This window comes from Thauera sp. WH-1 (assembly GCF_047806685.1).
In the GTDB taxonomy this organism is placed as follows: Bacteria; Pseudomonadota; Gammaproteobacteria; order Burkholderiales; family Rhodocyclaceae; genus Thauera.
Genome location: NZ_JBLQGP010000015.1, coordinates 80,157 through 105,377, shown reverse-complemented (window position 1 = coordinate 105,377; position 25,221 = coordinate 80,157). Strand labels below are relative to the sequence as shown.

Below are 25,221 nucleotides of genomic sequence, written 5' to 3'. Positions count from 1 at the left end.
CCTCGGCCCTTCAGGCGCGGCGTTCGCCGTGGGCGACTTCGACCAGCTTGATCGCCTGCTGCTCCATGTCGATCACGAAGCTGTCGATCAGCGCGCGAAAATGACGCCAGAAGATCATCGCCGGGATGGCGATGAGCAGGCCCAGGCCCGTCGTATACAGCGCAATCGAGATACCCTGCGCCAGTTGCGCCGGGTTGGCCCCGCTCACGCCCTGCGACGCGAAGATGTCGATCATGCCGATGATGGTACCGAGCAGGCCCAGCAGCGGGCTGATCGCGGCGATGGTGCCGAGCGTGGTGAGAAAACGCTCGAGCTCATGAACCACGGCACGGCCGGTTTCCTCGATCGACTCCTTCATCACCTCGCGCGAGCTGTTCACATTGCGCAAGCCGGCGGCAAGCACCCGCCCAAGCGAGGAGTGGGCAGCCACGCGCTCGATCATCTCTGCCGATGCGCCGTGCAAGCGCAGGTCGCTCAGGACCTGATCGAGCAGGCCGGGGGGCACCACGCGCACGCGCCGCAAGGTGATCGAGCGCTCGATGATCAGCGCAACCGCGATGACCGAAGCGAGAATCAGGGGCCAGATCGGCCAGCCGACGGCCTGGATGATCGCGAACACGCGGGACGACCTCTACGGGGCAAAGGCGGGACTCTAGCGCTGACGGCCTGGCGCGGCAAGCCGAATTGGCGCGCCAGACGAGACCCGGAACGCATTGCCAGCATCCACGGGGTCTGCCGCGATGAATCCACAGAAGCTGTGGATAAGTTTGTGGATGGAATCGAGAAGTTGCCCGGGAAGCCCGTCGCCACAAGCATTCGGTCACTCCGATGCAAAATTGTGCAACAATTTAAACTCAATTAATTCAATAACTTAACACTCCCCCCTTTCCGATCAAGGACTTGCGACAAGGTCCTTGACAGGATTCCCCGCCTGTGGATTCCGCTACAATCCAGCCATGTCCTCAGCCCCGCAAAGCCACGACCCACGCCCCGACGGCACCGCCACAACCAACCAGATCGTCAGCGTCTCCGCGCTCAACCGGCTCGCGCGTGAAGCGCTCGAACGGGCGCTGCCACTGCTCTGGGTCGGGGGCGAGATCTCCAACCTCACCCGTGCTGCCTCGGGTCACCTCTATTTCACCCTCAAGGATGCCAATGCGCAGGTGCGTTGTGCGATGTGGCGCAACCGCGCGCAACTGCTGCCCTTTCGCCCCGGGGACGGCATGCGCGTCGAGGCGCGTGCGCTGGTCACGCTGTACGAGGCGCGCGGCGACTATCAGCTCAACGTCGAAGCCCTGCGGCCGGCCGGCATCGGCAACCTCTTCGAGGCCTTCACCCGACTGAAGGACAAGCTCGCTGCCGAGGGCCTGTTCGACCCCGCCGGACGGCGCCCGCTGCCGCGCCTGCCGCGCGGCATCGGCATCGTCACTTCGGCGCAGGCCGCCGCCCTGCACGACGTGCTCGTCACGCTGCAGCGCCGCGCCCCGCATCTGCCGGTGGTGCTCTACCCCGCCCCGGTGCAGGGGGCGGAGGCCGCTGGCCGCCTCGTCGCCGCCGTCCGCAGCGCCGGCCGGCGCGCACAGGCCGACGGCATCGAACTGCTGTTGCTGGTGCGTGGCGGGGGCAGCCTGGAGGACCTCTGGCCCTTCAACGACGAGACTTTGGCGCGCACGCTGCGAGCCTGCCCGCTGCCGGTGGTATGCGGTGTCGGGCACGAAACCGACGTCACCATCGCCGACTTCGCAGCCGACCTGCGCGCGGCGACGCCGACCGGCGCCGCGGAGCTTGCGAGCGCCGGCTGGCTCGGCGTGCGCACCGAGCTGCCATCCCTGCACGCGCGCCTGGGGCGCGCCCTGGAGCGTCGACTCGAGGGCCTCGCGCAGCGGCTGGACCGGGCCACGCTGCGCCTGGTGCACCCGCGCGAGCGCCTGCTGCGCGAGCATCAGCAACTCGCCCGCCTCTCCCAGCGCCTGAACACCGCCATGCAGCGCCGCCTCGAGCGCGCCGGCATGCGCTGCGCACACGCCGAAAGCCGCCTGCACGGCAGCGCGCCCCGCCCCGGCCTCCTGCGCAGCCGTGTGGATACGCTGCAGCAACGCCTGCAGCTTGCCGCCGACCACTTCCTGGAGCGCCGCCGCACGCATCTGCTGGCGCTGGCCACCCACCTCGAGCACCTGGCGCCGCAGCAGGTTCTCGCGCGCGGCTATGCGATCGCCCGTGACGAGCACGGCAAGGTGCTGCGCCGCGCCGAAGCCGTGGCACCCGGCGCCGCGGTCAGCGTGCAGCTGGCCGACGGTTCACTGGATACGCGGGTCGTCGGGCACCTCGAACACTGAACACAGTCCAAATCTCGCGCCATGTCGATGGACGGCCCGTCCATCGCACCCCAGCAGCCCCCGATCGACACCCGCAGCGCGGGCGGCGCCAGTGAAGCTGCATGTCGTGCTGCCTGTTTCGCAATCCAGCGGATAGGCTTAACATTCGGGGCCCAGCATTGCCGGTGGCATTGAATCAAGACTAGAATGGTCCTGCTTTCAATCCACCGATCGACAAATCGAATTCAGGAGAATCCGCATGGAACACACGCTGCCCGCCCTGCCCTACGCCAAGGACGCCCTCGCCCCGCACATCTCCGCGGAGACGCTCGAGTTCCACTACGGCAAGCACCACCAGGCTTACGTCACCAACCTGAACAACCTGATCAAGGGCACCGAGTACGAAAATCTCGACCTCGAAGCCATCGTCAAGAAGGCGCCGGCCGGCGGCATCTACAACAACTCGGCCCAGGTCTGGAACCACACCTTCTTCTGGAACAGCATGGCGCCCAACGGTGGCGGCGAGCCGAGCGGCGCGCTGGCCGACGCGATCAAGGCCAAGTGGGGCTCGTTCGACGACTTCAAGAAGGCCTTCCAGGCCTCTGCGGTCGGCAACTTCGGCTCCGGCTGGACCTGGCTGGTGAAGAAGGCCGACGGTTCCGTCGACATCGTCAACATGGGTGCCGCCGGTACCCCGCTGACGACCGGTGACACCGCGCTGCTCTGTATCGACGTGTGGGAACACGCCTACTACATCGACTACCGCAACCGTCGCCCGGACTTCGTCGCCACCTTCCTCGACAAGCTCGCCAACTGGGACTTCGCGGCGAAGAACTTCGCCTGAGACCCGCCTGACGCCCGCGGCCGGCACCGACCGGCCACTGCCTCGCGAAAGCGACCCGCGCGGTCGCTTTCGTGCTTTCCGGCCCAGCTCCCACTCCCGCCGGGAAAGTCCGCGCACACGGGGCGACGCATGCTCGACATCCTCTACCGCGACGACTGGCTGGTTGCGATCCACAAGCCCTCGGGACTGCTCGTCCATCGCAGCCCGATCGCCGCGCACGAGCAGCGTTTCGCGGTGCAGTTGCTGCGCGACCAGCTCGGCCGCCGCGTGTTTCCCGCCCATCGCCTCGACCGTGGCACCTCGGGCGTGCTGCTGTTCGCGCTCGACCGCGAGGTTGCGCGGACGCTCGCGGGCCGCTTCGAGTCGCAGGCAGTAGAAAAGCGATACCTGGCGGTCGTGCGCGGTCATCCGGCCGCGAGCGGTGTCATCGATCACCCGTTGGTGCGCCGGCTCGACCCGATCGAGCTGCGCCACGGACGCGGCGCCGGCGCCCGCGACGCCCTGCCCGAGGACATCGACGAGCCCGGGGACGGCGACCGCGCCGACCGCGACCAGGCGCTCGCCCAGGCAGCCCGCACCCGCTTTCGCCGCCTTGCTACCGTCGAACTGCCCTACGCCGTCGACCGCTACCCGAGCAGCCGCTACGCGCTGGTCGAACTCATCCCCGAGACCGGGCGTCGCCATCAGTTGCGCCGCCACCTCAAGCACATCGCCCACCCCATCATCGGCGACGCGACCTATGGCAAGGGCCGCCACAATCGCCTGTTCCAGGCCCTGTTCGGCAGCCAGCGGCTGCTCCTCGCCTGCACCCGGCTCAGCTTCGCGCACCCGCTGAGCGGTGTCACGCTGCGCATCGAGGCGCCGCCCGCAAGGGATTTCATCGACCTGATGCGCGCCCTCGGCTGGGATCCCGACTGCATCGACGGCTGACGCCCGGCGCCTGCGCCAACGGCAGCCCGAGCGGCCGGCCCGCCTCCACGGTGGCACGATTTCAGGGCACAATTGCCGCTCGCCATGCTGCCCGCCCCGGGGACGCCGCCCGGGCCGCAACTCTTTCATGCGCTCGCGCGCTCACGATCACCCAGGTATATCGATGAATCCGCTGCTCCAGGTACGCCAGCACGGCCAGCAGATCTGGCTCGACAATCTCTCCCGCACGCTGCTCAACGACGGCCATCTCGCCCGTTTCATCGTCGATGACGGCGTGGCCGGGGTCACCACCAATCCGTCCATCTTCCATAAGGCGATCGCCGGCGGGCGTTATTACGAGGACGACCTCGCCCGCCTCAAGCAGCAGCCCATGAGCGCCGAGGCGCGCTACGAGGCGCTGGTGATTCCCGATGTGCAGCGCGCCTGCGACCTGCTTGCCCCCCAGCATGCGCAGAGCGGCGGATCCGCGGGCTACGTCAGCCTCGAGGTCTCGCCCGCGCTCGCCCACGACGCTGCCGCCACGATCGCGGCCGGCCTGCGGCTGAAGGCCGCGGTTGCCCGCCCCAACCTGCTGATCAAGGTGCCGGCCACGGCTGCTGGCCTGGAGGCGATCGAGGGCCTGATCGGCGCCGGCATCAGCGTCAATGTCACGCTGATGTTCTCGCTCGGCCACGTCGATGCGGTCGCCGCCGCCTATGTGCGCGGGCTGGAGCGGCTGCGCGCCGGCGGTGGCGAGGTCACGAGCGTGATGTCGGTGGCCAGCCTGTTCCTGTCACGCGTGGACACGCTGGTGGACAAGCAGCTCGAGCAGGCGGGCGGCGCGGCCCTGGCGCTGCGCGGCCAGACCGCGGTGGCGCTCGCCCGGCTCGCCTACCAGCGCTACCTCGCGCGCTTTCACGGCGAGGGCTTCGCCAGCCTGCGCGCGGCAGGTGCCCGCCCCCAGTACATGCTGTGGGCCAGCACCGGCACCAAAAATCCGGCCTACAGCGATCTGCTTTACGTCGAGCCGCTGATCGGCGCGGAGACGGTCAACACCCTGCCCGACGCCACCCTGGACGCCCTGCGCGACCATGGCCGGGTCGAGGCCACGCTGGCGCGCGATGTCGACCTCGGGCAGGCCCAGTTCGCCGCGCTCGCCGCACTGGGCATCGACCTCGAGGCGGTTGGCAAGCGCCTGCAGCAAGAAGGACTCGTGCAGTTCGAGCAGGCCTTCGCCGCCCTGCTCGAGCTCACCGCCTGAGTCCCACGCCCGCCCTCCTCAGGACAGGGCGGGTGCGTCGGCCCCGACCAGGGCGTCGCGTGACACGCTGCGCTGCTCGCTGCCGGTGTCGAGCAGCTCCTTCATGTCGAGGATCAGCACGATCTGGCCGTTCGACAGGGTCGTGACGCCGGCCACGCCCTTCGGGCGGAAGTCGTCGAGCGACTTGATCACCGCATCCTCACGCCCGGCGAAGCTGTCGACGGCGAGGATGAAGGACCATTCGGCGGCCTGCATCAGCACCCCGTACTGCGGCACGCGCTCGCGCGGCCAGCCGAGCAGGGACGACAAGGGCACGATCGGCAGCACCTCGCCGCGCACCACCATGGTCGCCCGCCCGCCCACGTCCTGGATCGACTCGGGCACGATCGGCAGGATCTCGCGCACCATGGACAGCGGCACCGCAAAGGGCTGCTCGCCCAGGCGCACCAGCAGCACCGGCAGGATCGCCAAGGTCAGCGGCAGGTTGATCAGCAGGGTCGTGCCCTTGCCGAGCTGAGACTTGATCTCGATCGAGCCGTTGAGCTTCTGGATGTTGGTGCGCACCACGTCCATGCCCACCCCACGGCCGGACACATCCGACACCTTCTCCGCCATCGAGAACCCGGGCAGGAAGATGAGGTTGTAGCTCTGGCGATCGTCCATCGTGCTCGCCTCCTCATCACTGATGAGGCCCTTGGCGAGCGCCTTCGCGCGCAGCCGCTCGGCATCCATGCCACGCCCGTCGTCGGCCACCATGATGACGATGTGGTCGCCTTCCTGGCGCGCCTCCAGGCGCACCAGCGACTTCTGCGGCTTGCCCGCGGCCGCGCGCGCGGCGGCATCCTCGATGCCGTGGTCGACCGCGTTGCGGATGAGATGGATGATCGGGTCGGACAGATCCTCGATCATGGTCTTGTCGATCTCGGTCTCCTCGCCGACCAGCACCAGCTCGACGTCCTTGCCCAGGCTGCGGGCAAGGTCACGGGCAATGCGCGGGTACTTCTGGAACAGGCGGCCGATCGGCTGCATGCGCGTCTTCATGACCGCGTTCTGCAGATCGGAGACGAGCAGGTCGAGCTGGCTCACCGCGACGTCGAGCGCATGCAGCGTCTCGGTATCGGTGCGGCCGTTGAGGATGTCGCTGCGCAGCGCGTTCAGGCGGTTCTTGGTCAGCCCGATCTCGCCCGACAGGTTCAGCACCTGATCCAGGCGCGCGGTATCGACGCGGATGGAGTTGTCGCGCTGACGCTCGCTGTCGCGCCGTCCGGTGGGCCCGCTGGCGCCGGGCAGGTCGGTGGCACGGCGGCCGAGTGCAGCCTTGACGATGGGGTCGTTCGCCTCGGAGGGCGCGGGCGCCGCTGGGGCCGGGCGGCTCGTGTCGCCCCTGGCGTCGGCGCCCGGCTGCTGCGCCTGCGCGGCGTGGACGATCACCGCGGCAGCCGGCGCGGCAAGCGCAGGCGCAGCGGACGCGATCGTCCCACCGGTGACCGCGACAAACAGCGCTTCCCAGTCGGGCTCGCCCGGGCGCGGCACCTCCAGCGCGTCGCCGGCAGGCGCACTGGTCGTGGCGGGCGTGGCATCGACCTTCTGCCCCGTGGCCACCGCCGCCGCTTCATCCTCGGCCCTGTCACCCGCAATCGCTGCGCGCAGGCTCGCGATCAGGCCGGGATCGGCCGGGCCGGGCTGGGTGGCGCGCTCGAGATCGACGAACATCTCGCGCACCGCCGCCGTCGCCGCCAGGATCACGTCCATGCGCTCCGGCGTCACGCGCAGCTCGGCGTTGCGCAGGCGGTCGAACAGGCTCTCGGTCAGGTGGCAGAGCGTGACCAGCTCGGTGGCACTGAGAAAGCCCGCACCGCCCTTGATGGTGTGGAAGCCGCGGAAGATGTCGTTCAGCAGGTTGCGGTCATCGGGCGAACGCTCGAGATCGACCAGCTTGTTGTCGACCCCGGACAGAAGATCCCCCGCCTCGACCAGGAAGTCCTGCAGCAGTTCTTCCATCCCAGCAAAATCACTCATGACTCACCTTGCTCCTGACCGCGCGACGGTCAGGTCCTGCCTGACCGTGCGCTCGATGCACTGCACCCGTCGTGGCGGGCTCAGAATCCGAGGCTCTCCAGCAGGTCATCGACCTGGGCCTGGTTGTTGAGGACGTCCCCGCCGCCGCCATCGATCACCGGGCCGTTGAGCAGGCTGGAATGGCGCTCGCTGCGGACCGCAGGCGGCGCCGCTTCGAGCAGCACCTGCAACAACTGGCTCTCGAGCATCTGCGCCAGCTCCACCACGCGCTTGATGACCTGCCCGGTGAGATCCTGAAAGTCCTGCGCCATCATGATCTCGTGCAGCTGCGCGCTGGTGGCACGGCTGCCACTGGCGACCTCGCCGATGAAACCGCGCGTGTCGGCGCTCAGCTCACGAAACGCCTCCGGCGACAACTGGCCGGCATACAGCCGATCCCAGCGCGCGGCCAGCGCATCGGCGCCGCTGGCGAGCTCGTCCTGAATGGGACGGGCGACGTCCGTGGCGTTGAGTACGCGGCTGGCGGCCTGCTCGGTCATGCGGGCGATGTAGTGCAAGCGCTGGCGGGCATCGGGAATGGCTTCCGCCGCCTCCTGCAAGGTGGCCTCGAGACCGAGCTCGCGCAGCGTGTCATGCACCTGGCGGGTGAGGTGACCGAGGCGGTTGAACACCACCCCCGAGTCGGCGTGCTCGTCCGCGCCGGCGGCGGCCGGTGCCTGCACGGCGGCGCTGGACGCCGCCATCATCGCTGGCCCGTCCCCGAACTGACCGGACTCCATCGCAACGGCGTCGAACAAGGCCTGCAGCTCGTCATTGTCATCGGATGCGTCGTCGCTCGCAGGGCCGCCGGGCAGGACGGCCAGCTCGGCCAGGGGCGGCCGCCGGCCGGCGACCGGCTCGGCGGCGATGCTGTCGAACAGCGCTTGCAACTCGTCCGAGTCTCCGGACTCGTCGAACTTCGGCCTCTTGCTCATGTTCCTGCTCCGTATTTCGTCGGCAGCGGCACTCAGGCCGGACTGCGACCCATCCTCTCGAAGATCTTTTCCAGCTTCTCCGCCAGCGTCGCTGCGGTGAAGGGCTTGACCACATAGCCGCTCGCCCCGGCCTGCGCCGCGGCGATGATGTTCTCCTTCTTCGCCTCGGCGGTGATCATCAGCACCGGCAGGTGCTTCAGGTGCGGCGTGCGCCGGATCGTCTGGAGCAGGGCCAGCCCGTCCATGTTCGGCATGTTCCAGTCGGTGACGACGAAATCGAAGGGCGCACTGTTCAATTTCTGCAGCGCGATCGCGCCATCCTCGGCCTCATCGACGTTCGCATAGCCCAGCTCCTTGAGCAGATTGCGGACGATGCGACGCATGGTCGAAAAATCATCGACGATGAGGAACTTCATCTTGGGGTCGGCCATTTTCTCTGTTCTCCGGATTTCCTTGCCCGCGCCGCTCAGGGTGCGCGCCGGCCTCGCTGCAACATGGGCCGAATCGTCTCGGCGAGCACGTCGCCGTCGAATTTTGCCACGTAGGCATCCACTCCGACGCGCTTGCCCATGGCGCGGTTGGCCTCGGACGACAGCGAAGAGTGCATGACGACGGGAATGCCGCTGAAGCGGGGGTCGGCCTTGATGTTGCGGGTCAGTACATAACCATCCATCTCGGGCATCTCGGCATCGACCATGATCAGGTCAATCTCGTCGATCACGTGCCGCCCGCCCTGCTCGGCATGGGTGGCGATGCTGTCGAGCCGGTTCCAGGCCTCGAGCCCGTTCTGCGCATGCTTGTGACGCACGCCGAGCTTGTCGAGCACTTCGGCGATCTTGCGCCGCGCCACCGCCGAGTCGTCGACGAAGAAGACGTTGACCTCGTGGCCGTTGCCGAGCGGCGCAATGTTGCCGACCACCGCGTCACCAAAGGTATTGGCAAGGATGGTCTCGACGTCGAGGATGGACACCAGGCGACCGTCGGGCAGCTCGGTGATCGCGGTGATGAAGCTCTGCGTGCCGGGGGAGACGTTCTCGGGCGCCCTCACCCTGTCCCAATCCACACGGATGATGCGGTCGACCGAGTCGACCAGGAAGCCGAGCGTGCGCTTGCTGTATTCGGTCACCATCATCGCCCCGCCCAGCGGCGCGTCAGGCGGCACGAGATCGAGGATGCGGCCCAGGGCGAGCACCGGGATGACGTTGCCGCGCAGCGAGATCAGGCCCTCGACGCCGACCGGCATGTTTGGAGTACGGGTGATGAACGGGGTCTTCGATACCTCGCGCACCTTGAACACGTTGATGCCGAAGTTCTCGCGCGTGCCGAGCGAGAACAGCAGGATCTCCATGCGGTTCGAGCCGGCCAGCGTGGCGCGGCCCTCGACGGAGTCGAACAGGGCGCTTTCTTCGTGCTGTGTGTTGTGCATGCGGGCCTCCTCAGCCGCCTTGCTCGCTGCCGTGCGCGCCCAGGCGGCGCACCAGCGTCTGTGCCAGGCGTTGCGGCTCGAACTTCGGCACGTATTCGTCCACCCCGACCGAGCGGCCGAGTTGCTGGTTCGACATCCCCGACAGCGAGGAATGCATGATCACCGGGATGTCGGCAAAGCGCCGGTCGGCCTTGATCTGGCGGGTGAGCATGTAGCCGTCCATTTCCGGCATCTCGACGTCGGTCAGCACGAGGCTGACGAAGTCGGACACCTTGCGCCCAGTCGCATCGGCATGCGCGGCGACCTTGCGCAGCTCGTCCCAGGCCTGGCGGCCATTGACCGCGCCGACGTGGCGCAAGCCCATCGCGTCCAGGGTCTGCACGATCTGCCGCCGCGCCACCGAGGAGTCGTCGGCAAAATACACCACATGCTCGTCGGCGCCAGGCACAGGCGTGATGTCGCGAAACAGGAACTCATCGTCGTAGTTGGACGTTTCGGACAACACCTTTTCGACGTCGAGCATCATCACCAGGCGCGCGTCGGCCAGTTCGGTGACGGCCGTCACCAGGCCACCGAGCTTGGCCGACAGCATCTCCGGCGGCACCCGCATCTGCGACCAGTCCAGGCGCAGGATGGTGTCGACCGCCTCGACCAGGAAGCCCTGGGTATGGCCGTTGTACTCGGTGACGATCATGATGTCGCGCGGGCTGTCGTCACCAATGCCGACGTAGCGGCCCAGATCGACCACCGGCACCAGGGCGCCGCGCAGGCTGACCATGCCCTGCACCGCGGCAGGCATCTCGGGCGCGGCGGTGATCGGCGGCGTACGCATCACCTCGCGCACCTTGAAGACGTTGATGCCAAAGGTCTCTCGCCGACCTGTGCGCGGATCGGCGCCGAGCGTGAACAGCAGGATCTCGAGCTTGTTCGTGCCTGCCAGCCGGGTGCGGGCGTCGATGTTCTTGAGTAGTTCGGACATGTTGTATTCCGCTTCGCGGTCGTGTGCGGGCGCACCGATTCGGCGCCATGGAATCAATATCGGCCGCCGACGCCCCTACTTGAGCACCGATGTTCAGCGCACCGGCGCGCCGAAGAGGTCACTCACCGCCGGCCTGCCCTCGCCCGGCGGCTCATCGCCAGCGGGCGCCCCCGCCCCGCCGACGTCGATCGGCCGGCCCGGGTTGCGCATGGCCTCTTCCGCCTGCCGGTTGAGCACCACGATGCTGATGCGGCGGTTGGCCGGATCGAGCGGGTCGTCCGCGTTCAGGTGCGCGGTGTCGGCGAGGCCGAGCACGCGCAGCAGCTTGCCGGGCTCGAGCCCGCCCGCGACCAGCTCGCGGCGCGCGGCATTGGCCCGGTTGGACGACAGCTCCCAGTTGGAAAAGCCGCGCTCGCCCCCGGCGTACTGCGCCGAGTCGGTGTGCCCGGACATGCTGATGCGGTTGTCGACGTCATTGAGCGCACGGGCGATCTCGCGCAACAGCTCGCGTGTGTAGGGGCGCAGGTCGGCGCTCGCCGAGGTGAACATCGGCCGGTTCTGCGCATCGATGAGCTGGATGCGCAGGCCCTCGCTGATGATGTCGAGCAGGATCTGGTTCTTGAACTGGCGCAGCGAAGGATTGGCCTCGATGATCGCCTCGAGCTTGCCCTTGAGGTCGATCAGGCGCGCCCGCTCGCGGCGCTGGGCGATGCGCGCAAGGTCCATCTCGTCGACGTTCTGCGCCCCACGCGAGGCGGCCTCGAAGTTGATCGCGCGCGTGCTCGGCACGTCGCCACGCTTGACCTGCCCCACCGAACGCGTCAGGTCCTCGCCACCGCCCTTGATGATGCTCGAGCTGTCGCCGGTGCCACTGCCGCCTTCGAGCGTCATCTTGAGCGGGTTCTGAAAATAGTCGGCAATGCCCTCGAGGTCGCCTTGCGCCGTCGAGCCAAGCAGCCACATCAGCAGGAAGAAGGCCATCATCGCCGTCACGAAGTCGGCGTAAGCGATCTTCCACGCACCGCCATGGTGGCCGCCGCCGCCCTTCTTGATGCGCTTGACGACAATCGGCTGCTGGGTGTCGTCGCTCACGGCGCGCTCCTCCCTGTCCCGCCGGGTCGCGTCGGCTCAGCCGCAAGAAGGGTCGCTCGAACTGGCTTCATGCGCGCCTCAACCCTTGCGGTTCTTGATTTCCTGCTCGAGCTCGGCAAAGCCCGGGCGGTCGGTGGCGTACAGCACCTTGCGCCCGAACTCGACCGCAACCTGCGGCGCGTAGCCGTTCATGCTCGCCAGCAGCACGACCTTGATCACCTGGTAGATCTTGCCGCTCTCCTCCACCTTCTGCTCGAGCTGGCTGGCCAGCGGGGAGACGAAACCGTAGGAGACCAGAATGCCGAGGAAGGTACCGACCAGCGCGCCGCCGATCATCTTGCCCAGCACGGCCGGCGGCTGGCCGACCGATCCCATCACGTTCACCACCCCCATCACGGCGACCACGATGCCGAACGCGGGCACGGCGTCGGCGACCTTGGCCACGATGTGCGGCGCCTGATGCGCCTCCTGATGATGGGTCTCGATCTCCATGTCCATCAGGTTCTCGATCTCGAACGCGTTCAGGTTGCCGCCAACCATCATGCGCAGGTAGTCGGTCATGAACTCCACCGCATGGTGGTCGGCCGTCACGCTCGGGTATTTGGAGAAGATCGGGCTGGCATCCGGGTTCTCGATGTCGTTCTCGATCGACATCAATCCTTCCTTGCGCACCTTGGCCAGGATCTCGAACAGCAGCGCGAGCAGATCGACGTACAAGGCCTTGTTGTAGCGCGAGCCCTTGAGCGCCATCGGCAGGCCCTTGAGGGTTGCCTTGATCGCCTTCGGCCCGTTGCCGGCGACGAAACCGCCGATCATCAGGCCGAAGATCGCGACGTACTCGAGCGGCACCCACAGGGCCAGCAGGCTGCCGTGCATCGCATAGGTACCCAGCGACGCCAGCAGCACGATAACGTAACCAATGATCAGGAACACCAGTGACTCCAGAAGGGTCGGCCGCGAAACCGGCCTGCCACGCAGCAGGCCGCGGAGCTGCGGCATCTGACGGTCTTAACGACCGGCCCCGGCAAAACTTGAACCCCGCCCATCGCCCGCGCCCGGGGAGCCAAAATGACATGGGCCGCGCTGTTTCCAGTGCGGCCCATGTCAGGCGATTGGGAGCGTGGCTTGCGTCGCGCCGGTCTCAGGCCGGCACTCGCTGCCGGGTGCGCGACACCGCCTTGCGTGCGGTCTTCTTGCGCGCGGAGCCGGCACGCGAGGGCATGTTGCACAAGCCACACACGTAGGCATGCACCGGGTCGTGGGCGTGAGCGACGAACTGCCCGCCACAGCAGGTGCAGGCGCTCAACTGCAGCAGGTCGGCATCGAAGAAGCGCACAAGGGTCCATGCCCGGGTCAGGCTGAGCACCGGCTCCATCGCCGCACCCTCGATGTGATCGAGGTAGAGGTGGTAGGACTTCAACGTCGCCTCCAGGCCCTGCACCCCGCCGCGACCGGTGAAGAAGCGATGGAAACCCATGAACAGCGAGGAATGCACATTGGGCTGCCAGGTCATGAACCAGTCGGTCGAGAACGGCAGCATGCCCTTGGGCGGCGAGACGCCTCGCACTTCCTTGTAGACCTTGAGCAACTTCTCGCGACTGAGGCGCGTCTCGACCTCGAGCATCTGCATGCGCGCGCCGAGCTGGACCATTTCGACTGCGAGCCGAACGTCCTCTGCCTCTGCGATGACGGTCTTGTTCTTCATGGGGGGCCTCCTCAGGCCGCTTCTTCAGCTGCCTTGCCCGCAGCGAGGATCGCGGCGTGCAGGCTTGCGCTGGTGGCGTCGCGCCCCTCACCCGCCATCAGCCGGGCCAATTGCGCGTCGTCGAAACGAAAGCAGGGGATCAACATCTCGCTGCTCGCCATGCGCACCAGCTTCGCCGGCGACATGGACTGGATCAGATCGGCCAGGCCGTCACTGATGCCGAGCCGGAACAGAGCCGTCGCCCGGTCACTGCGGAGCATCTGCTGGGCGAGCATCAGGTAGGCGAGATTCAGTTCGCGAATTTCGGCCTGAAAGTCTGGACGGTCCATGGTTTCCAATCCCCTTCAGGGATCAATGACACTGAAGTTAAAGTAAATTCTCAGCAACGGCAAGTTACAGAATCACCGGAACCGTGCTTTTTGCCACAGCAGCTGTGGCCTTGCAGCAACAGCACCCGACCGAAGCCGGAAACAACAGTCACCGGTCGGGCGTCAGCGAGCCGAAGCGGAACGCCTCGGCGACCAGCGGTCGGCCATAGCGGAATCCCTGCAGCGCGTCGCAGTGCGAGGCCTGTAGCAGCATCTCCTGCGCGGCCGTCTCCACCCCCTCGGCCACTACCCGCAGGCGCAGACTGTGCGCCATCGCGAGGGCTGCGCGCACGATCGCGCTGGCGTCGGCGTCGCGATCGACGTCGCTCACCAGGGCGCGATCGATCTTGATCACATCGATCGGCAGCCGGCGCAGGTAGGCGAGCGAGGAATAGCCGGTGCCAAAGTCGTCGATCGCGATGCGCAGGCCCAGGGCCTTCAAGGCACGCAGGCAGCGCGCCGCGTGCGCGCAATCGCTCATCAGCGAGCTCTCGGTGATCTCGAGCACGAGACACGAGGCCGGGAAGCCACTTCGCGCCAGCGCCGCCTCCACCTGAGCGTAAAGGCCAGGTTGCGCAAACTGCACCGCGGACACATTCACCGACATCTCGAAATCCGCCAGCCCCGCACGGTGCCAGCGCTTGCCCTGCATGCAGGCCTCGGCCAGCACCCATGCGCCGATGTCCGCGATGAGGCCGGTCTCGTCCGCCAGCGCAATGAAGCGGTCGGGACCGAGCAAGCCGTGCACAGGGTGCTGCCAGCGCAGCAGGGCCTCGGCGCCACGGGCGTGACAGCTCGCGGCACCGACGATGGGCTGGTAGTGCAGGCGCAGTTCGTTGTGGGCAAGCGCCGAGCGCAGATCCCGCTCGAGCGCCAGCGCGAAGGCCGACGCCCGGCTCTGGGCTTCACGATGAATGCGCACGCAGTTGCCACCCGCGCGCTTGGCCTCGGCCAACGCGACTTCGGCCTGCATCAGCGCATCGACGGCAGGGACGTGGCCGGCGTCGAGCAGCGCGACGCCGACGCTCGCATTCAGCGTCAGGCCACCGGGCACGCTGGCGAAGGGTCGCTCGGGGACGCGCAGCAGGCAGCGCGCCAGCAGCTCGGCCTGGCCCTCGTCGACCACGCCCGGCACGAACACGCCGAAGCGGTCGCCGCACAGCCGTGCCAGCATCGCGCTCGGCGGCACGACCTCCACCAGCCGCCGGCCGAGCTCGCGCAGGACCTCGGTGCCGACCTGATAGCCGAAGCCGACGTTGACCCGCATGAAGCGATCGAGGTCGAACACGATCAGGATCGCGCCGGTCGTGCGGCCGCTGCGCTCGCGGCATTCGAGCCAGTCGGCGACCCGGGCACAGAAATGGGCCTGATTGGACAACTGGCTGAGTCCGTCGAACAGGCTCAACGCGCGAATTCGATCCTCCGCCCGGCGCACGGCGGCACGGTCGGCCTGGGCGAGCAGTTCGCGCTCGATGACCGCGAGCAGGCGCGCATGGTCGCCCTTGAAGACGAAATCCCGCGCCCCTTCGTACATCGCCCCGACACCCTCGCCGGGCGTCATGCGGCCCGAGTGCAAGATGAAGGGCAGATCTCTGCCGCTGCGTTGCAAGACCGCCAGCGCGCGCCGGCAGTCGAAGCCCTGCAGGACGTGATCGCACAGGACGAGGTCCCACGCCGTCGTCGCGAGCGCGGCCGCCATGTCGATCGCATTGTCGACCCGCATCCACGACAATCGCATGCCACGGCGGCCCAGTTCGGCCTCGACCAGCAGCGCATCGTCCTCACAGTCGTCGACGATCAGCACGCGCGGCGTCGAGCCACGCTCGGGCAGTGCCAGCGCATCACCCGGCGCGAATCGCATCACGTGGCCGCCCTGCCGGCCTGGAGCGCAACGACGCGATTGCGGCCCCGCTGCTTGGCCACGTAAGCGCCCTGGTCGGCCACCTTGATCAGCGCATCGACATTGGCCATCTCCGCCTCGCGCTCGGCAATGCCGATGCTCACCGTCATCTCCAGCTGCGGCCCACCGGTGTCGATCAGCCGTGACTCGGCCGCCACACGCAGGCGCTCGGCGACGGTCAGCGCCGCACGCAGATCGGTATCGGGGCAGATGACGAGGAACTCGTCGCCGCCGGTGCGGCAGATCACGTCCTGCGCCCGCACCGCCTCGCGCAGCAATTCGGCCGACTGACGCAGGGCGATGTCGCCGACATCGTGGCCATAGGTGTCGTTGATCGCCTTGAACCCATCGAGGTCGATGACCATGGCCGCCAGCGGGCGACCGTGCCGCGCCGCCGCGGCCCACTCCATCTGCATGGACTCGAGGGCATGGCGACGGTTGGGCAGACCGGTGAGCGGGTCGGTCAGGGCGGCCTCCTGCAGGCGGCGATTCGAGATCGCGAGCTCGGCGGCGAAGTTGCGCAGCTCCTCGCGCTCATGCTCGAGCTCGTGCTGCAGGGCCAGCATGCGCAGACAGGACCGCAGGCGCACGCCGAGCGCCGCACCGCGCAGGGGCAGCACGGCGAAGTCGTCGGCACCGGCCGCGGCCGCCGCCAGCAGCAGCGCATCGTCCTCCCGCGGCAGGATGGCCAGGATGTGCATGCAGCGCCCGAGGCGCAGATCGCGCAAGCCCCGCACCAGCTTCTCGCCCTCGCTGCCCGAAGGCGAGACCCAGTCCACGAGCACCATCTGCGGCTGCACGTCGATGGCGAGCTCGAGCGCCGCTTGCGCCGAGGCAGCTTCAAACAGCGTCAGCCCTGCCGCCTTCAACTCGGCGCTCAAGACCGCACGCGCGGCGGCGTCGCGTACCACCACCAGGGCCGGCATCACGGCGGCACCCGGCTCGCCGGCGCCCGTCTCGTCCGCCCCGGTGGCATCGGCCAGCGCGGCATCGCCGCCGAGTTCGCCGAAGCGGGGCACGGCCTCGGTGCGAATCTGCAGCAGCTTGCCCCATTCGCCCCAATCGCGACCGACGCGCTCGCACAGGTTGATGAACTCGCCACGGCCGAGGCCGAGCCGGCTCGACAGGCGCAGCATCACGGGCATCAGGCGTTCCTGCTCGGCGACCGGCGCAAGGCACAACTGCGCGATCGCGCGCGACAGCACCAGGCACTGCATCAACCCGGACTCGCGCGAACCCTCGGCGTAGCCCGCCAGTTCGGGGCTCTCGTGAAAGCGCACCGGCTGCACCAGCGCCTCGGGCAGGCCCCAGTCGAGCAGCATGGCAGCGCCGAGCTCGCGGTGGTTCATGGCGAAGGCCTGATCCTCGAGCGCCACCTGCTGAAGGGCGGGGTCACGCGTGATGTCGGCGAGCAGACGCGAGAACGCATCGGGATAGAGGGTGGCGAGCGCGAGCTCGCCCACCCGCGCCAGCAGCCCCAGGCTGAAGGCCTCGTCGGGCGCGGCGACACGCACGCGCTGCATCAGTGCCTGCATTGCCAGCGCCATGAGCAAGGACGACGACCAGAAACGCGGGTAGTCGAAGCCCGTGCAACCGCCCTTGCGGTAGTGCGACAGCAGGGAAAAGCCCAGCGCCATCGTACGCACCGCGGGCAGGCCCATGACCATCAGCGCCTCCTGCACCGACACCACGGCGCGCCGGTTCTCCGCCACCAGTCCGTTGGCCGCCTTGATCAGGCGGCCAACGAAGGCCGGGTCGCCCTTGATCACGCGGCCGAGTTCGGCCATCGACACGTCGGGCGACTGCGTCAGGCGAATGATCGCGATCGCAACGCCGCGCGGCGACGGCAGATCCCCCGCGGTCTTGAGCTGCGCAAAGCGCTTCATGTCGATCGGCTGTGCCATGCACTCCCCAATGTGGTCTGTTGACTCCCTGTCGGCCCTGCGCGCACACGACGAGGTATCGTCTTGATAACGGCGGCGAGGCGGGATTCTTTAACGCTGGCGCACAGGAGGGCAAGCGAAAGCAGGCTAGAATCTCGGAAAACCTCACGTTACCCGCCATGAAATTCTGTTCCACCTGCGGCGGCGCCGTCGCCTTCCGCATCCCGCCGGGCGACACTCTGCCGCGCCATGTTTGCGAACACTGCGGCACGATCCATTACCAGAACCCGAAGGTCGTCGTCGGCGCCCTGCCGGTGTGGGAGGATCGCGTGCTGCTGTGCCGGCGTGCCATCGAGCCACGCTACGGCATGTGGACCCTGCCCGCCGGATTCATGGAAAACGAGGAAACGACCGCCCAGGCGGCCGCACGCGAGACCCTGGAAGAAGCCTGCGCGCGCATCGAGGTCGGCGAGTTGTACACGCTGATCGACGTGCCGCACATCAGCCAGGTGCACATCGTCTATCGAGCCCGCCTGCTCGACCTGGATTTTCGCCCGGGCGAGGAGTCGCTCGAAGTCGCGCTGTTCCGCGAGGAGGACATCCCCTGGGAGCAGATCGCGTTCCGCTCGATCTCCATGAGCCTGCGTCATTTCTTCGCCGACCGTCGCACCGGCCACTGGCAGGTGCACACCGCCAGCCTCGGCCCGCCGCCGCCGGATTGGCGCTGATTGCTGCAATGCCGCAACACTCTTCAAGACTATGCAGGCATCAGGGTTGAGCCCCCCTGCCGTGCAGAGGATAATCTCGGGATTCCTTCCCGCCTGCGGATCATGACCAGCTACATATTCGTCGTCATCAGCGCCGTTCTGGTGAACAACGTCGTCCTCGTCCGCATTCTCGGGCTGTGCCCCTTCATGGGCGTGTCCAAGAAGCTCGAGACGGCGATCGGCATGGGTGCGGCCACCACCTTCGTGCTGACGCTGGGCGCGGGCACCAGCTACCTGATCGACCACTACCTGCTGCAGCCCTTCGAGCTGGGCTACCTGCGCACGCTGTCCTTCATCGTCGTCATTGCCGCGATCGTCCAACTCACCGAGCTCGTCATCCAGAAGACCAGCCCCTTGCTGCACCAGGTGCTGGGCATCTACCTGCCGCTCATCACCACCAACTGCGCGGTGCTCGGGGTGCCGCTACTCAACGTCGGCATGCGCCACAACCTGCTCGAGTCGCTGCTGTTCGGTTTCGGCTCCTCGGTCGGCTTCACGCTGGCGCTGGTGCTGTTCGCCGGCATCCGCGAGCGCCTGGACGGCGCCGACGTGCCGCTGCCCTTCAAGGGTACGGCCATCGCCATGATCACCGCCGGCTTCATGAGCCTGGCCTTCATGGGATTTGCCGGCCTCGACCGCTTCCACTGAGGATCGCACGCGCATGCTCACTGCCCTCCTCGTCATGGCCGCCATCGCCATCGTGCTCGGTGCCGCGCTCGGCTACGCCGCGATCCGCTTTCGCGTCGAAGGCGACCCACTGGTCGAGAAGATCGACGCCATCCTGCCGCAGACCCAGTGCGGCCAGTGCGGTTTTCCCGGCTGCAAACCGTATGCCCAGGCCATCGCCAACGGCGAGGCCGACATCAACCAGTGCCCACCGGGCGGCGATGAAGGCGTGCGCAAGCTGGCCGACCTGCTCGGCCGCGAGTTCAAGCCGCTGTCCGAAGAGCACGGCGTCGAGAAGCCCAAGTCGGTCGCCGTCATCGACGAGCAGACCTGCATCGGCTGCACGCTGTGCATCCAGGCCTGCCCGGTCGATGCCATCGTCGGTGCCGCCAAGCAGATGCACACCGTGGTCGAGCCCCTGTGCACCGGCTGCGAGCTCTGTGTCGCCCCCTGTCCGGTCGATTGCATCGCCATGGTGCCGGTGGCCGAGACCGTACAGACCTGGAAATGGAAATACCCGGTGGTCGAAATCAGGAAGGCGGCATGATCGGGCGCCTGTTCAAGTTCCATGGCGGTATCAAGCCCGCGGCCCACAAGGACGAGTCGGCCAACGCCCCGATCCGCCGCGCGCCCCTGCCCTCGCGGCTGATCGTGCCGCTGCGCCAGAGCACGCGCGCCACGGCCGGCTGCATCGTCGAGGTCGGCCAGAAGGTGCTCAAGGGGCAGCGCATCGGCGAACCCGACGGCCTCCTCGGCACCGCGGTGCACGCGCCGACCTCGGGCACCGTGGTCGACTTCGGCCCCTACACCATGGCTCACGCCTCCGGCCTGCAGACGCGTTGCGTGGTGATCGAGCCCGACGGCGAGGAGCGCTGGATCGAGCACGCACCCTTCGACTACCACGGCGCCAGCCGCGAGGCCTCGCTCGCCTGGCTGCGCGAGTGCGGCATCGTCGGCCTGGGCGGCGCCAGCTTCCCCAGCCACGTCAAGCTCGGCAAGGGCGCCGGCATCGAGACCCTGATCCTCAACGGCGGCGAATGCGAGCCCTGGATCACTTGCGACGACCGCCTCATGCGCGAGCGCGCAGCCGACATCCTGGCCGGCGCGGTGATCCTGCGCGAGCTCATCGGCGCGCGCGAGATGGTGGTCGGCATCGAGGACAACAAGCCCGAGGCGATCGCCGCGATGCAGGAAGCCGCAGCCGCTTCCGGCCACAGCGTGCGCATCGTGCCCATCCCCTCGCTGTATCCGGCCGGCGGCGAGAAGCAGCTCATCCGCGTGCTCACCGGCATCGAGATCCCCTACGGCAAGCTCGGCGCCGACTTCGGCGTGCAGTGCTTCAACGTCGGCACCGCGCACGCGGTGTATCGCGCCATCGCGCACGGCGAGCCGCTGCTGAGCCGCATCGTCACCCTCACCGGCAACGTCGAGGACGCCGGCAACTGGGAGGTGCTGATCGGCACCCCGATCGAGGAGCTGCTGCCGCTGGCGCGCCCGAAGCCCGACACCGACCGCCGCATCATGGGCGGCCCGATGATGGGCTTCGCGCTGCCGCGCCTGGACGTCCCCATCGTCAAGGGCAGCAACTGCATCATCGCCGCCTCGCCAAAGCTCTTTCCGCCACCGCCGCCCGAGCAACCCTGCATCCGCTGCACCGAATGCGCCAAGGCCTGCCCGGCCGAACTGCAGCCCTTCGAGCTGTACTGGTTCGGGCGCTCGAAGAACTTCGGCAAGGCGCAGGAATACCACCTCTTCGACTGCATCGAATGCGGCTGCTGCGCCTACGTGTGCCCCTCGCACATCCCACTGGTCGATTACTTCCGCTTCTCCAAGAGCGAGATCTGGGCACGCGAGCGCGACAAGGCCGCCGCCGACCAGGCGCGCGAGCGCTTCGAGTTCCGTAACTACCGCCAGGAGCGCGAGAAGGCCGAGAAGGCCGCCAAGCTCGCCGCCAAGGCCGCCGAGACCCGCGCCAAGCTCGCCGAGGCGGGAAGCGATGCCGCAGCCGCCGATGCCGCGCCGGCTGCCGAAGACCCCAAGAAGGCCCTGATCGCGGCCGCCCTGGCGCGTGCCAAGGCCCAGAAGGCCGAGGTCACGCCGCAGAACACCGACAACCTCAGCCCCGAGACGCAGGCCGAGATCGCGGACATCGAGGCACGCCGCAAGGCGCTGGCCGGCGCCGACGGTGTGGCGGCCCCGCGCGCCGATGCGGGCCCGGCCGCGGCCGCCGCGGCCGCTGACGAGCCCCGACCCTGAGCTCTCAATGATCCATTCACCCTACGTCCGCAAACCGGTCAGCGTGCAGCGCACGATGGGCCTCGTATTGCTCGCCCTGCTGCCCGGCATCGCCGCCTACGCGTGGAAGATCGGCACCGGCATCCTCGTCAACCTCGCGCTCGCCACCCTCGCCGCGCTGCTCGCCGAGGCGCTCGTGCTGTGGCTGCGGCGGCGGCCGGTCGCCATCGCCCTCGGCGATCTCTCCGCCGTCGTCACCGCCTGGCTGGTCGCGCTCAGCCTGCCGAGCATCGCGCCGTGGTGGCTCACGATATCGGCCGTACTGGTGGCCATTGTCGCCGTCAAGCACCTCTACGGCGGGCTGGGGCAGAACCCCTTCAACCCGGCGATGGTCGCCTACTGCACGATGATCGTTGCCTTCCCGGCGCTGATGTCGCAGTGGCCGGCGCCCGGCCAGCTCGACTTCGCCTCCCAGCTCGATCTCATCCTCGGCGGCGCACGCGACCTGGACGCCATCACCGGTGCCACCGCGCTCGACGCGCTGCGCACCGGGCTGCGCGCCGACGGCGCCAGCGTGGGTTCGGTGATGCAGGGCAGTGCCTTTGGCCTGATGGGGGGGCGCGAATGGGAATGGGTCGGGCTCGGCTACCTGGTCGGCGGCCTCTTCCTGCTCGCCACCCGCATCATCACCTGGCACATGCCGGTCGGCTTCCTCGGCACGCTGGCCGCCATTGCCGGGGTGTTCTGGCTCATCGAACCCGCCCACTTCGCCTCGCCGCTGTTCCACATCGCCAGCGGTGGCGCCCTGCTCGCGGCCTTCTTCATCGTCACCGACCCGGTGTCGGGCGCCACCACGCCGCGCGGCAAGCTCGTCTTTGCCGCCGGCATCGCCCTCATCGTGTGGCTCATCCGCAGCTTCGGCGCCTATCCCGACGGCATCGCCTTCGCGGTGCTGCTGATGAACATGTGCGTGCCCCTGCTCGACATGAAGACACAGCCGCGGGTCTTCGGCCATCGCGACGAGGCCGGGGAGGCGGGCAAATGAGCGGCCGCTACACCGCCACCCGCACCTCGCTGCGCACCGGCGCCATCATGGTGCTGTTCACGCTGCTGTTCACCGCGTTGATGTCCTCGACCTATCGCGTCACCCGCCCCGCCATCGAGGCCTCGAAGCAGGACGCGCAGATGCGCCTGCTCGCCGAGGTGCTGCCACCGGGCAGCTACGACAACGCCCTGCTCGAGGACGTCGTGCGCTTCGGCCCGGCACCCGAGATCGGCATGGAGGCCGGCGGGCGCGTATGGCGCGCGCGCAAGGCGGGCGAACCGGTGGCGCTGATCATCGAGGGTGCGGCCCCCGACGGCTACGCCGGTCGCATCGGCCTGGTGGTTGCGGTGAGCCGCGACGGCCGCCTGTCCGGCGTGCGCGTGACCGAGCACAAGGAGACCCCCGGCCTGGGCGACTACATCGACCCGCGGAAGGACCGCCGCAAGGATTCGCCCTGGATCGCCCAGTTCGCCGGCGCCAGCTGGGCCGCGGTCAACACCGCCGAATGGACGGTGCGCAAGGATGGCGGCAGCTTCGACTACCGCGCCGGCGCCACCATCAGCGCGCGCGCCGTCACCCGCGCCGTCGGCCGCAGCACCGCCTTTGCCGCAGAGCGCATGGACGCGCTCTTCGCTGCCCCTGCCGGCAGCCTGCTCGGAGACGACTCATGAGCCCGCAACAGTTTCGCGACATTTCCTGGAACGGCCTGTGGAAGCAGAACCCCGGGCTCGCCCAGTTGCTCGGCCTGTGCCCCATCCTCGCCGTCAGCACCACCCTGGTCAATGCGGTGAGCCTGGGCATCGCCACCGTGCTGGTGATGATGGTGGCCAACCTGGCGGTGTCGGCGCTGCGCAACTTCATCCCCTACGAGATCCGCATCCCGGTCTTCATCCTCATCATCGCTTCGCTGGTGACGATGGTCGACCTGGGCTTCAACGCCTATTTCCACGACCTCTACCTGGTGCTGGGCATCTTCATCCCGCTCATCGTCACCAACTGCATCGTGCTCGCCCGCGTCGAGGCCTATGCGGCCAAGAACGACCCGCTCACGTCCACCGTGGACGGGGTCATGATGGGCATCGGCCTGGTATGGGTGCTGGGCGTGCTCGGCGGCATCCGCGAGCTGCTCGGCGCCGGCACCCTGTTCTCGGGCATCGACATGATCATCCCGGGCGCCCAGGCGTGGTCGGTGTTCGGCGACGACTACCCCGGCTTCCTCGTCGCCATCCTGCCGCCCGGCGCCTTCTTCGCGCTGGGCGTGCTGATCGCGGTGTTCAACATGATCAACGCCCGCCTTGCCGCGAGGGCACGCCGCAGCCCACCACCCGCGGCGCCCGCGCCCAGGACCGAAGGCGAGGCCGAGCCGGCGGCGGCAGGCTGAGCGCATGGCCCTGATGAAGCGCGAGGCGATCCGCGAGTTCTTCCGTCGCCTGCACGAGGCCAACCCGAACCCGCAGACCGAGCTCGAATACGCCTCCCCCTACCAGTTGCTGGTTGCCGTCGTGCTGTCGGCGCAGGCGACCGACCGCAGCGTCAATATCGCCACGCGCAAGCTGTTCGCGCTTGCGCCCACCCCCGAAGCCATGGTCTCGCTGGGTGAGGAAGGCATCGCCGACTGCATCAAGACCATCGGCCTGTTCCGCAACAAGGCGAAGAACACGCTGGCGCTGTCGCGCCTGCTGCTCGAGCGCCACGGCGGCGAGGTGCCGGCCGTGCGCGAAGCCCTCGAGGCCCTGCCCGGCGTCGGACGCAAGACCGCCAACGTGGTGCTCAACACCGTGTTCCGCCAGCCGGTGATGGCGGTGGATACCCACATCTTCCGCCTCGCCAACCGCAGCGGCCTCGCCCCCGGCAAGGACGTGGTCGAAGTCGAGAAGGCCCTGATGCGTCGCGTGCCCAAGGACTACCTGCTCGACGCCCACCACTGGCTGATCCTGCACGGCCGCTACGTGTGCACCGCGCGCAGCCCCCGCTGCGGCCAGTGCAGCGTGCGCGACCTGTGCCTGTTCCGCGACAAGACCGACTGAAGCGCGCGACCAACCCACCTAGCCGAGAACCGCCATGTACAACCCCAGTCGCGACCAGGTACGCAGCTTCTTCATCGACACTTGGCGCAAGGCCCGCGCCAAGGAAGTGCTGACGCCGATGGAGACGATCGCCGCCGACATCATTGCGATGCATCCGGAATACCACGCGATCGTCGAGGACCCGGACGCGATCGACCGCGACTTTCCGCCCGAAGCCGGCCAGATCAACCCCTTCCTGCACCTGTCGCTGCACTTGGCGATCGAGGAGCAGCTCTCGATCGACCAGCCGCCCGGCATCCGCGCCGCCTTCGACGCCGCCTGTCAGCGCCGTGGCGAACGCCACGATGCCCTGCACGATGCACTCGAGTCGCTCGGCGAGATGCTGTTCGAAGCCCAGCGCCAGGGCACGCCGCCCGACGGTGCGGCCTATGTGCACAGCCTGCGGCGCAAGGCCGGCCTCGGATGAACCATCGCGCCGCCTGCACGTCCCAAACCTACAGACAGCCCTCCGCAAGCACAGGATGCCGACCATGAGCACACGCAAGCCGACCGCCGAGCGTACCGATCTGCTGCAGATCGCCAACCACGTCTTCTTCATGACGGCCCTGCTTTTCGTGGCCCATCAGAACGCGCTCAACGCCGATGTCTTGCGCTCGCAGACCGTCTTCGTCGCGCAGGCACTCAACCTGCAGCCGCGCACGCCGCCGCCGGGCTTCGACCCCGACGAGATGACGCTCGACGCGCTGGACGTCGCCTCGCCCACCGACTGAGGCTCGACGGCAAGCACCCCTGCGTGCGCCCTGCAG

26 protein-coding genes are annotated in these 25,221 nt (G+C 68.1%); 14 read left to right on the top strand and 12 right to left on the bottom strand.

What is annotated here, in order from left to right; all coding sequences use genetic code 11:
• Positions 1-10: 10 nt before the first annotated feature.
• Positions 11-619 carry a MotA/TolQ/ExbB proton channel family protein gene (locus ACMV5O_RS15030; RefSeq protein ID WP_324541279.1) on the bottom strand — a complete coding sequence of 203 codons (609 nt, stop codon included), beginning with the start codon at positions 617-619 and terminating at the stop codon, positions 11-13.
• Between the two features lie 337 nt (positions 620-956).
• Between ACMV5O_RS15030 and xseA the strand changes: the two genes are divergently transcribed.
• The 4 genes from xseA to tal all read left to right on the top strand — a co-directional run bounded on the left by xseA (position 957) and on the right by tal (position 5,329).
• A complete protein-coding gene (gene xseA / locus ACMV5O_RS15025; RefSeq protein ID WP_416164213.1) occupies positions 957-2,336 on the top strand; it encodes an exodeoxyribonuclease VII large subunit in 1,380 nt (459 codons plus the stop codon).
• Positions 2,337-2,574: 238 nt separating this feature from the next.
• Positions 2,575-3,159, top strand: a complete 585-nt coding sequence (locus tag ACMV5O_RS15020) for a superoxide dismutase (RefSeq protein ID WP_324541275.1) — start codon at positions 2,575-2,577, stop codon at positions 3,157-3,159.
• 129 nt (positions 3,160-3,288) lie between these two features.
• Entirely contained in the window at positions 3,289-4,089 is an 801-nt protein-coding gene (locus tag ACMV5O_RS15015) for a pseudouridine synthase (protein WP_416164212.1), read from the top strand.
• 163 nt (positions 4,090-4,252) lie between these two features.
• Positions 4,253-5,329: a transaldolase gene (tal, locus tag ACMV5O_RS15010; protein WP_416164211.1), complete on the top strand. Its 1,077-nt coding sequence runs from the start codon at positions 4,253-4,255 to the stop codon at positions 5,327-5,329.
• Between the two features lie 18 nt (positions 5,330-5,347).
• On the opposite strand, the gene ACMV5O_RS15005 is transcribed toward tal, so the two are convergent.
• The 11 genes from ACMV5O_RS15005 to ACMV5O_RS14955 form a co-directional block, all read right to left on the bottom strand.
• Complete coding sequence (locus ACMV5O_RS15005) at positions 5,348-7,348, bottom strand: chemotaxis protein CheA (RefSeq protein ID WP_416164210.1); 2,001 nt, start codon at positions 7,346-7,348, stop codon at positions 5,348-5,350.
• 80 nt (positions 7,349-7,428) lie between these two features.
• Positions 7,429-8,322, bottom strand: a complete 894-nt coding sequence (gene cheZ, locus ACMV5O_RS15000; protein ID WP_416164209.1) for a protein phosphatase CheZ — start codon at positions 8,320-8,322, stop codon at positions 7,429-7,431.
• Between the two features lie 32 nt (positions 8,323-8,354).
• Positions 8,355-8,753 carry a chemotaxis response regulator CheY gene (cheY, locus tag ACMV5O_RS14995; protein WP_416164208.1) on the bottom strand — a complete coding sequence of 133 codons (399 nt, stop codon included), beginning with the start codon at positions 8,751-8,753 and terminating at the stop codon, positions 8,355-8,357.
• Between the two features lie 35 nt (positions 8,754-8,788).
• Positions 8,789-9,748 carry a chemotaxis protein gene (locus tag ACMV5O_RS14990; protein ID WP_416164207.1) on the bottom strand — a complete coding sequence of 320 codons (960 nt, stop codon included), beginning with the start codon at positions 9,746-9,748 and terminating at the stop codon, positions 8,789-8,791.
• Between the two features lie 10 nt (positions 9,749-9,758).
• Positions 9,759-10,727, bottom strand: coding sequence for a chemotaxis protein (locus ACMV5O_RS14985; protein WP_416164206.1), 969 nt, complete (start codon positions 10,725-10,727; stop codon positions 9,759-9,761).
• Between the two features lie 93 nt (positions 10,728-10,820).
• Positions 10,821-11,819: a flagellar motor protein MotB gene (gene motB, locus ACMV5O_RS14980; RefSeq protein ID WP_416164205.1), complete on the bottom strand. Its 999-nt coding sequence runs from the start codon at positions 11,817-11,819 to the stop codon at positions 10,821-10,823.
• 78 nt (positions 11,820-11,897) lie between these two features.
• On the bottom strand, positions 11,898-12,752 hold the full coding sequence (gene motA, locus ACMV5O_RS14975) for a flagellar motor stator protein MotA (RefSeq protein ID WP_416164204.1): 855 nt from the start codon (positions 12,750-12,752) through the stop codon (positions 11,898-11,900).
• Positions 12,753-12,960: 208 nt separating this feature from the next.
• Positions 12,961-13,524, bottom strand: a complete 564-nt coding sequence (flhC, locus tag ACMV5O_RS14970; protein WP_416164203.1) for a flagellar transcriptional regulator FlhC — start codon at positions 13,522-13,524, stop codon at positions 12,961-12,963.
• 11 nt (positions 13,525-13,535) lie between these two features.
• A complete protein-coding gene (gene flhD / locus ACMV5O_RS14965) occupies positions 13,536-13,853 on the bottom strand; it encodes a flagellar transcriptional regulator FlhD (protein ID WP_416164202.1) in 318 nt (105 codons plus the stop codon).
• 148 nt (positions 13,854-14,001) lie between these two features.
• Entirely contained in the window at positions 14,002-15,753 is a 1,752-nt protein-coding gene (locus ACMV5O_RS14960) for a putative bifunctional diguanylate cyclase/phosphodiesterase (protein WP_416164201.1), read from the bottom strand.
• Entirely contained in the window at positions 15,753-17,696 is a 1,944-nt protein-coding gene (locus ACMV5O_RS14955) for a diguanylate cyclase (RefSeq protein ID WP_416164200.1), read from the bottom strand. Before ACMV5O_RS14955 ends, ACMV5O_RS14960 begins: the two co-directional genes overlap by 1 nt.
• 158 nt (positions 17,697-17,854) lie before the next feature.
• Here ACMV5O_RS14955 and ACMV5O_RS14950 point away from each other — a divergent pair, with 158 nt between their 5' ends.
• From ACMV5O_RS14950 to ACMV5O_RS14905, 10 genes are all read left to right on the top strand, one after another.
• Entirely contained in the window at positions 17,855-18,403 is a 549-nt protein-coding gene (locus tag ACMV5O_RS14950) for an NUDIX hydrolase (RefSeq protein WP_324541254.1), read from the top strand.
• Positions 18,404-18,505: 102 nt separating this feature from the next.
• Entirely contained in the window at positions 18,506-19,090 is a 585-nt protein-coding gene (gene rsxA, locus ACMV5O_RS14945; protein WP_324541252.1) for an electron transport complex subunit RsxA, read from the top strand.
• A 13-nt stretch (positions 19,091-19,103) separates the two neighbouring features.
• Positions 19,104-19,655, top strand: coding sequence for an electron transport complex subunit RsxB (gene rsxB, locus ACMV5O_RS14940; RefSeq protein WP_416164199.1), 552 nt, complete (start codon positions 19,104-19,106; stop codon positions 19,653-19,655).
• Entirely contained in the window at positions 19,652-21,364 is a 1,713-nt protein-coding gene (rsxC, locus tag ACMV5O_RS14935; RefSeq protein ID WP_416164198.1) for an electron transport complex subunit RsxC, read from the top strand. The genes rsxB and rsxC overlap by 4 nt, the downstream gene beginning before the upstream one ends.
• A gap of 7 nt (positions 21,365-21,371) precedes the next feature.
• Positions 21,372-22,388: an RnfABCDGE type electron transport complex subunit D gene (locus tag ACMV5O_RS14930; protein WP_416164197.1), complete on the top strand. Its 1,017-nt coding sequence runs from the start codon at positions 21,372-21,374 to the stop codon at positions 22,386-22,388.
• Positions 22,385-23,059, top strand: a complete 675-nt coding sequence (gene rsxG, locus ACMV5O_RS14925; RefSeq protein WP_416164196.1) for an electron transport complex subunit RsxG — start codon at positions 22,385-22,387, stop codon at positions 23,057-23,059. The genes ACMV5O_RS14930 and rsxG overlap by 4 nt, the downstream gene beginning before the upstream one ends.
• Positions 23,056-23,769 (top strand): electron transport complex subunit E, encoded by a 714-nt coding sequence (locus tag ACMV5O_RS14920; RefSeq protein WP_416164195.1) that lies wholly within the window; start codon positions 23,056-23,058, stop codon positions 23,767-23,769. Before rsxG ends, ACMV5O_RS14920 begins: the two co-directional genes overlap by 4 nt.
• 13 nt (positions 23,770-23,782) lie before the next feature.
• Positions 23,783-24,415 (top strand): endonuclease III, encoded by a 633-nt coding sequence (gene nth / locus ACMV5O_RS14915; protein WP_416164228.1) that lies wholly within the window; start codon positions 23,783-23,785, stop codon positions 24,413-24,415.
• Positions 24,416-24,449: 34 nt separating this feature from the next.
• A complete protein-coding gene (locus ACMV5O_RS14910) occupies positions 24,450-24,881 on the top strand; it encodes a DUF1841 family protein (protein WP_416164194.1) in 432 nt (143 codons plus the stop codon).
• A gap of 64 nt (positions 24,882-24,945) precedes the next feature.
• Entirely contained in the window at positions 24,946-25,185 is a 240-nt protein-coding gene (locus ACMV5O_RS14905) for a hypothetical protein (RefSeq protein WP_324541239.1), read from the top strand.
• Positions 25,186-25,221 lie beyond the last annotated feature (36 nt).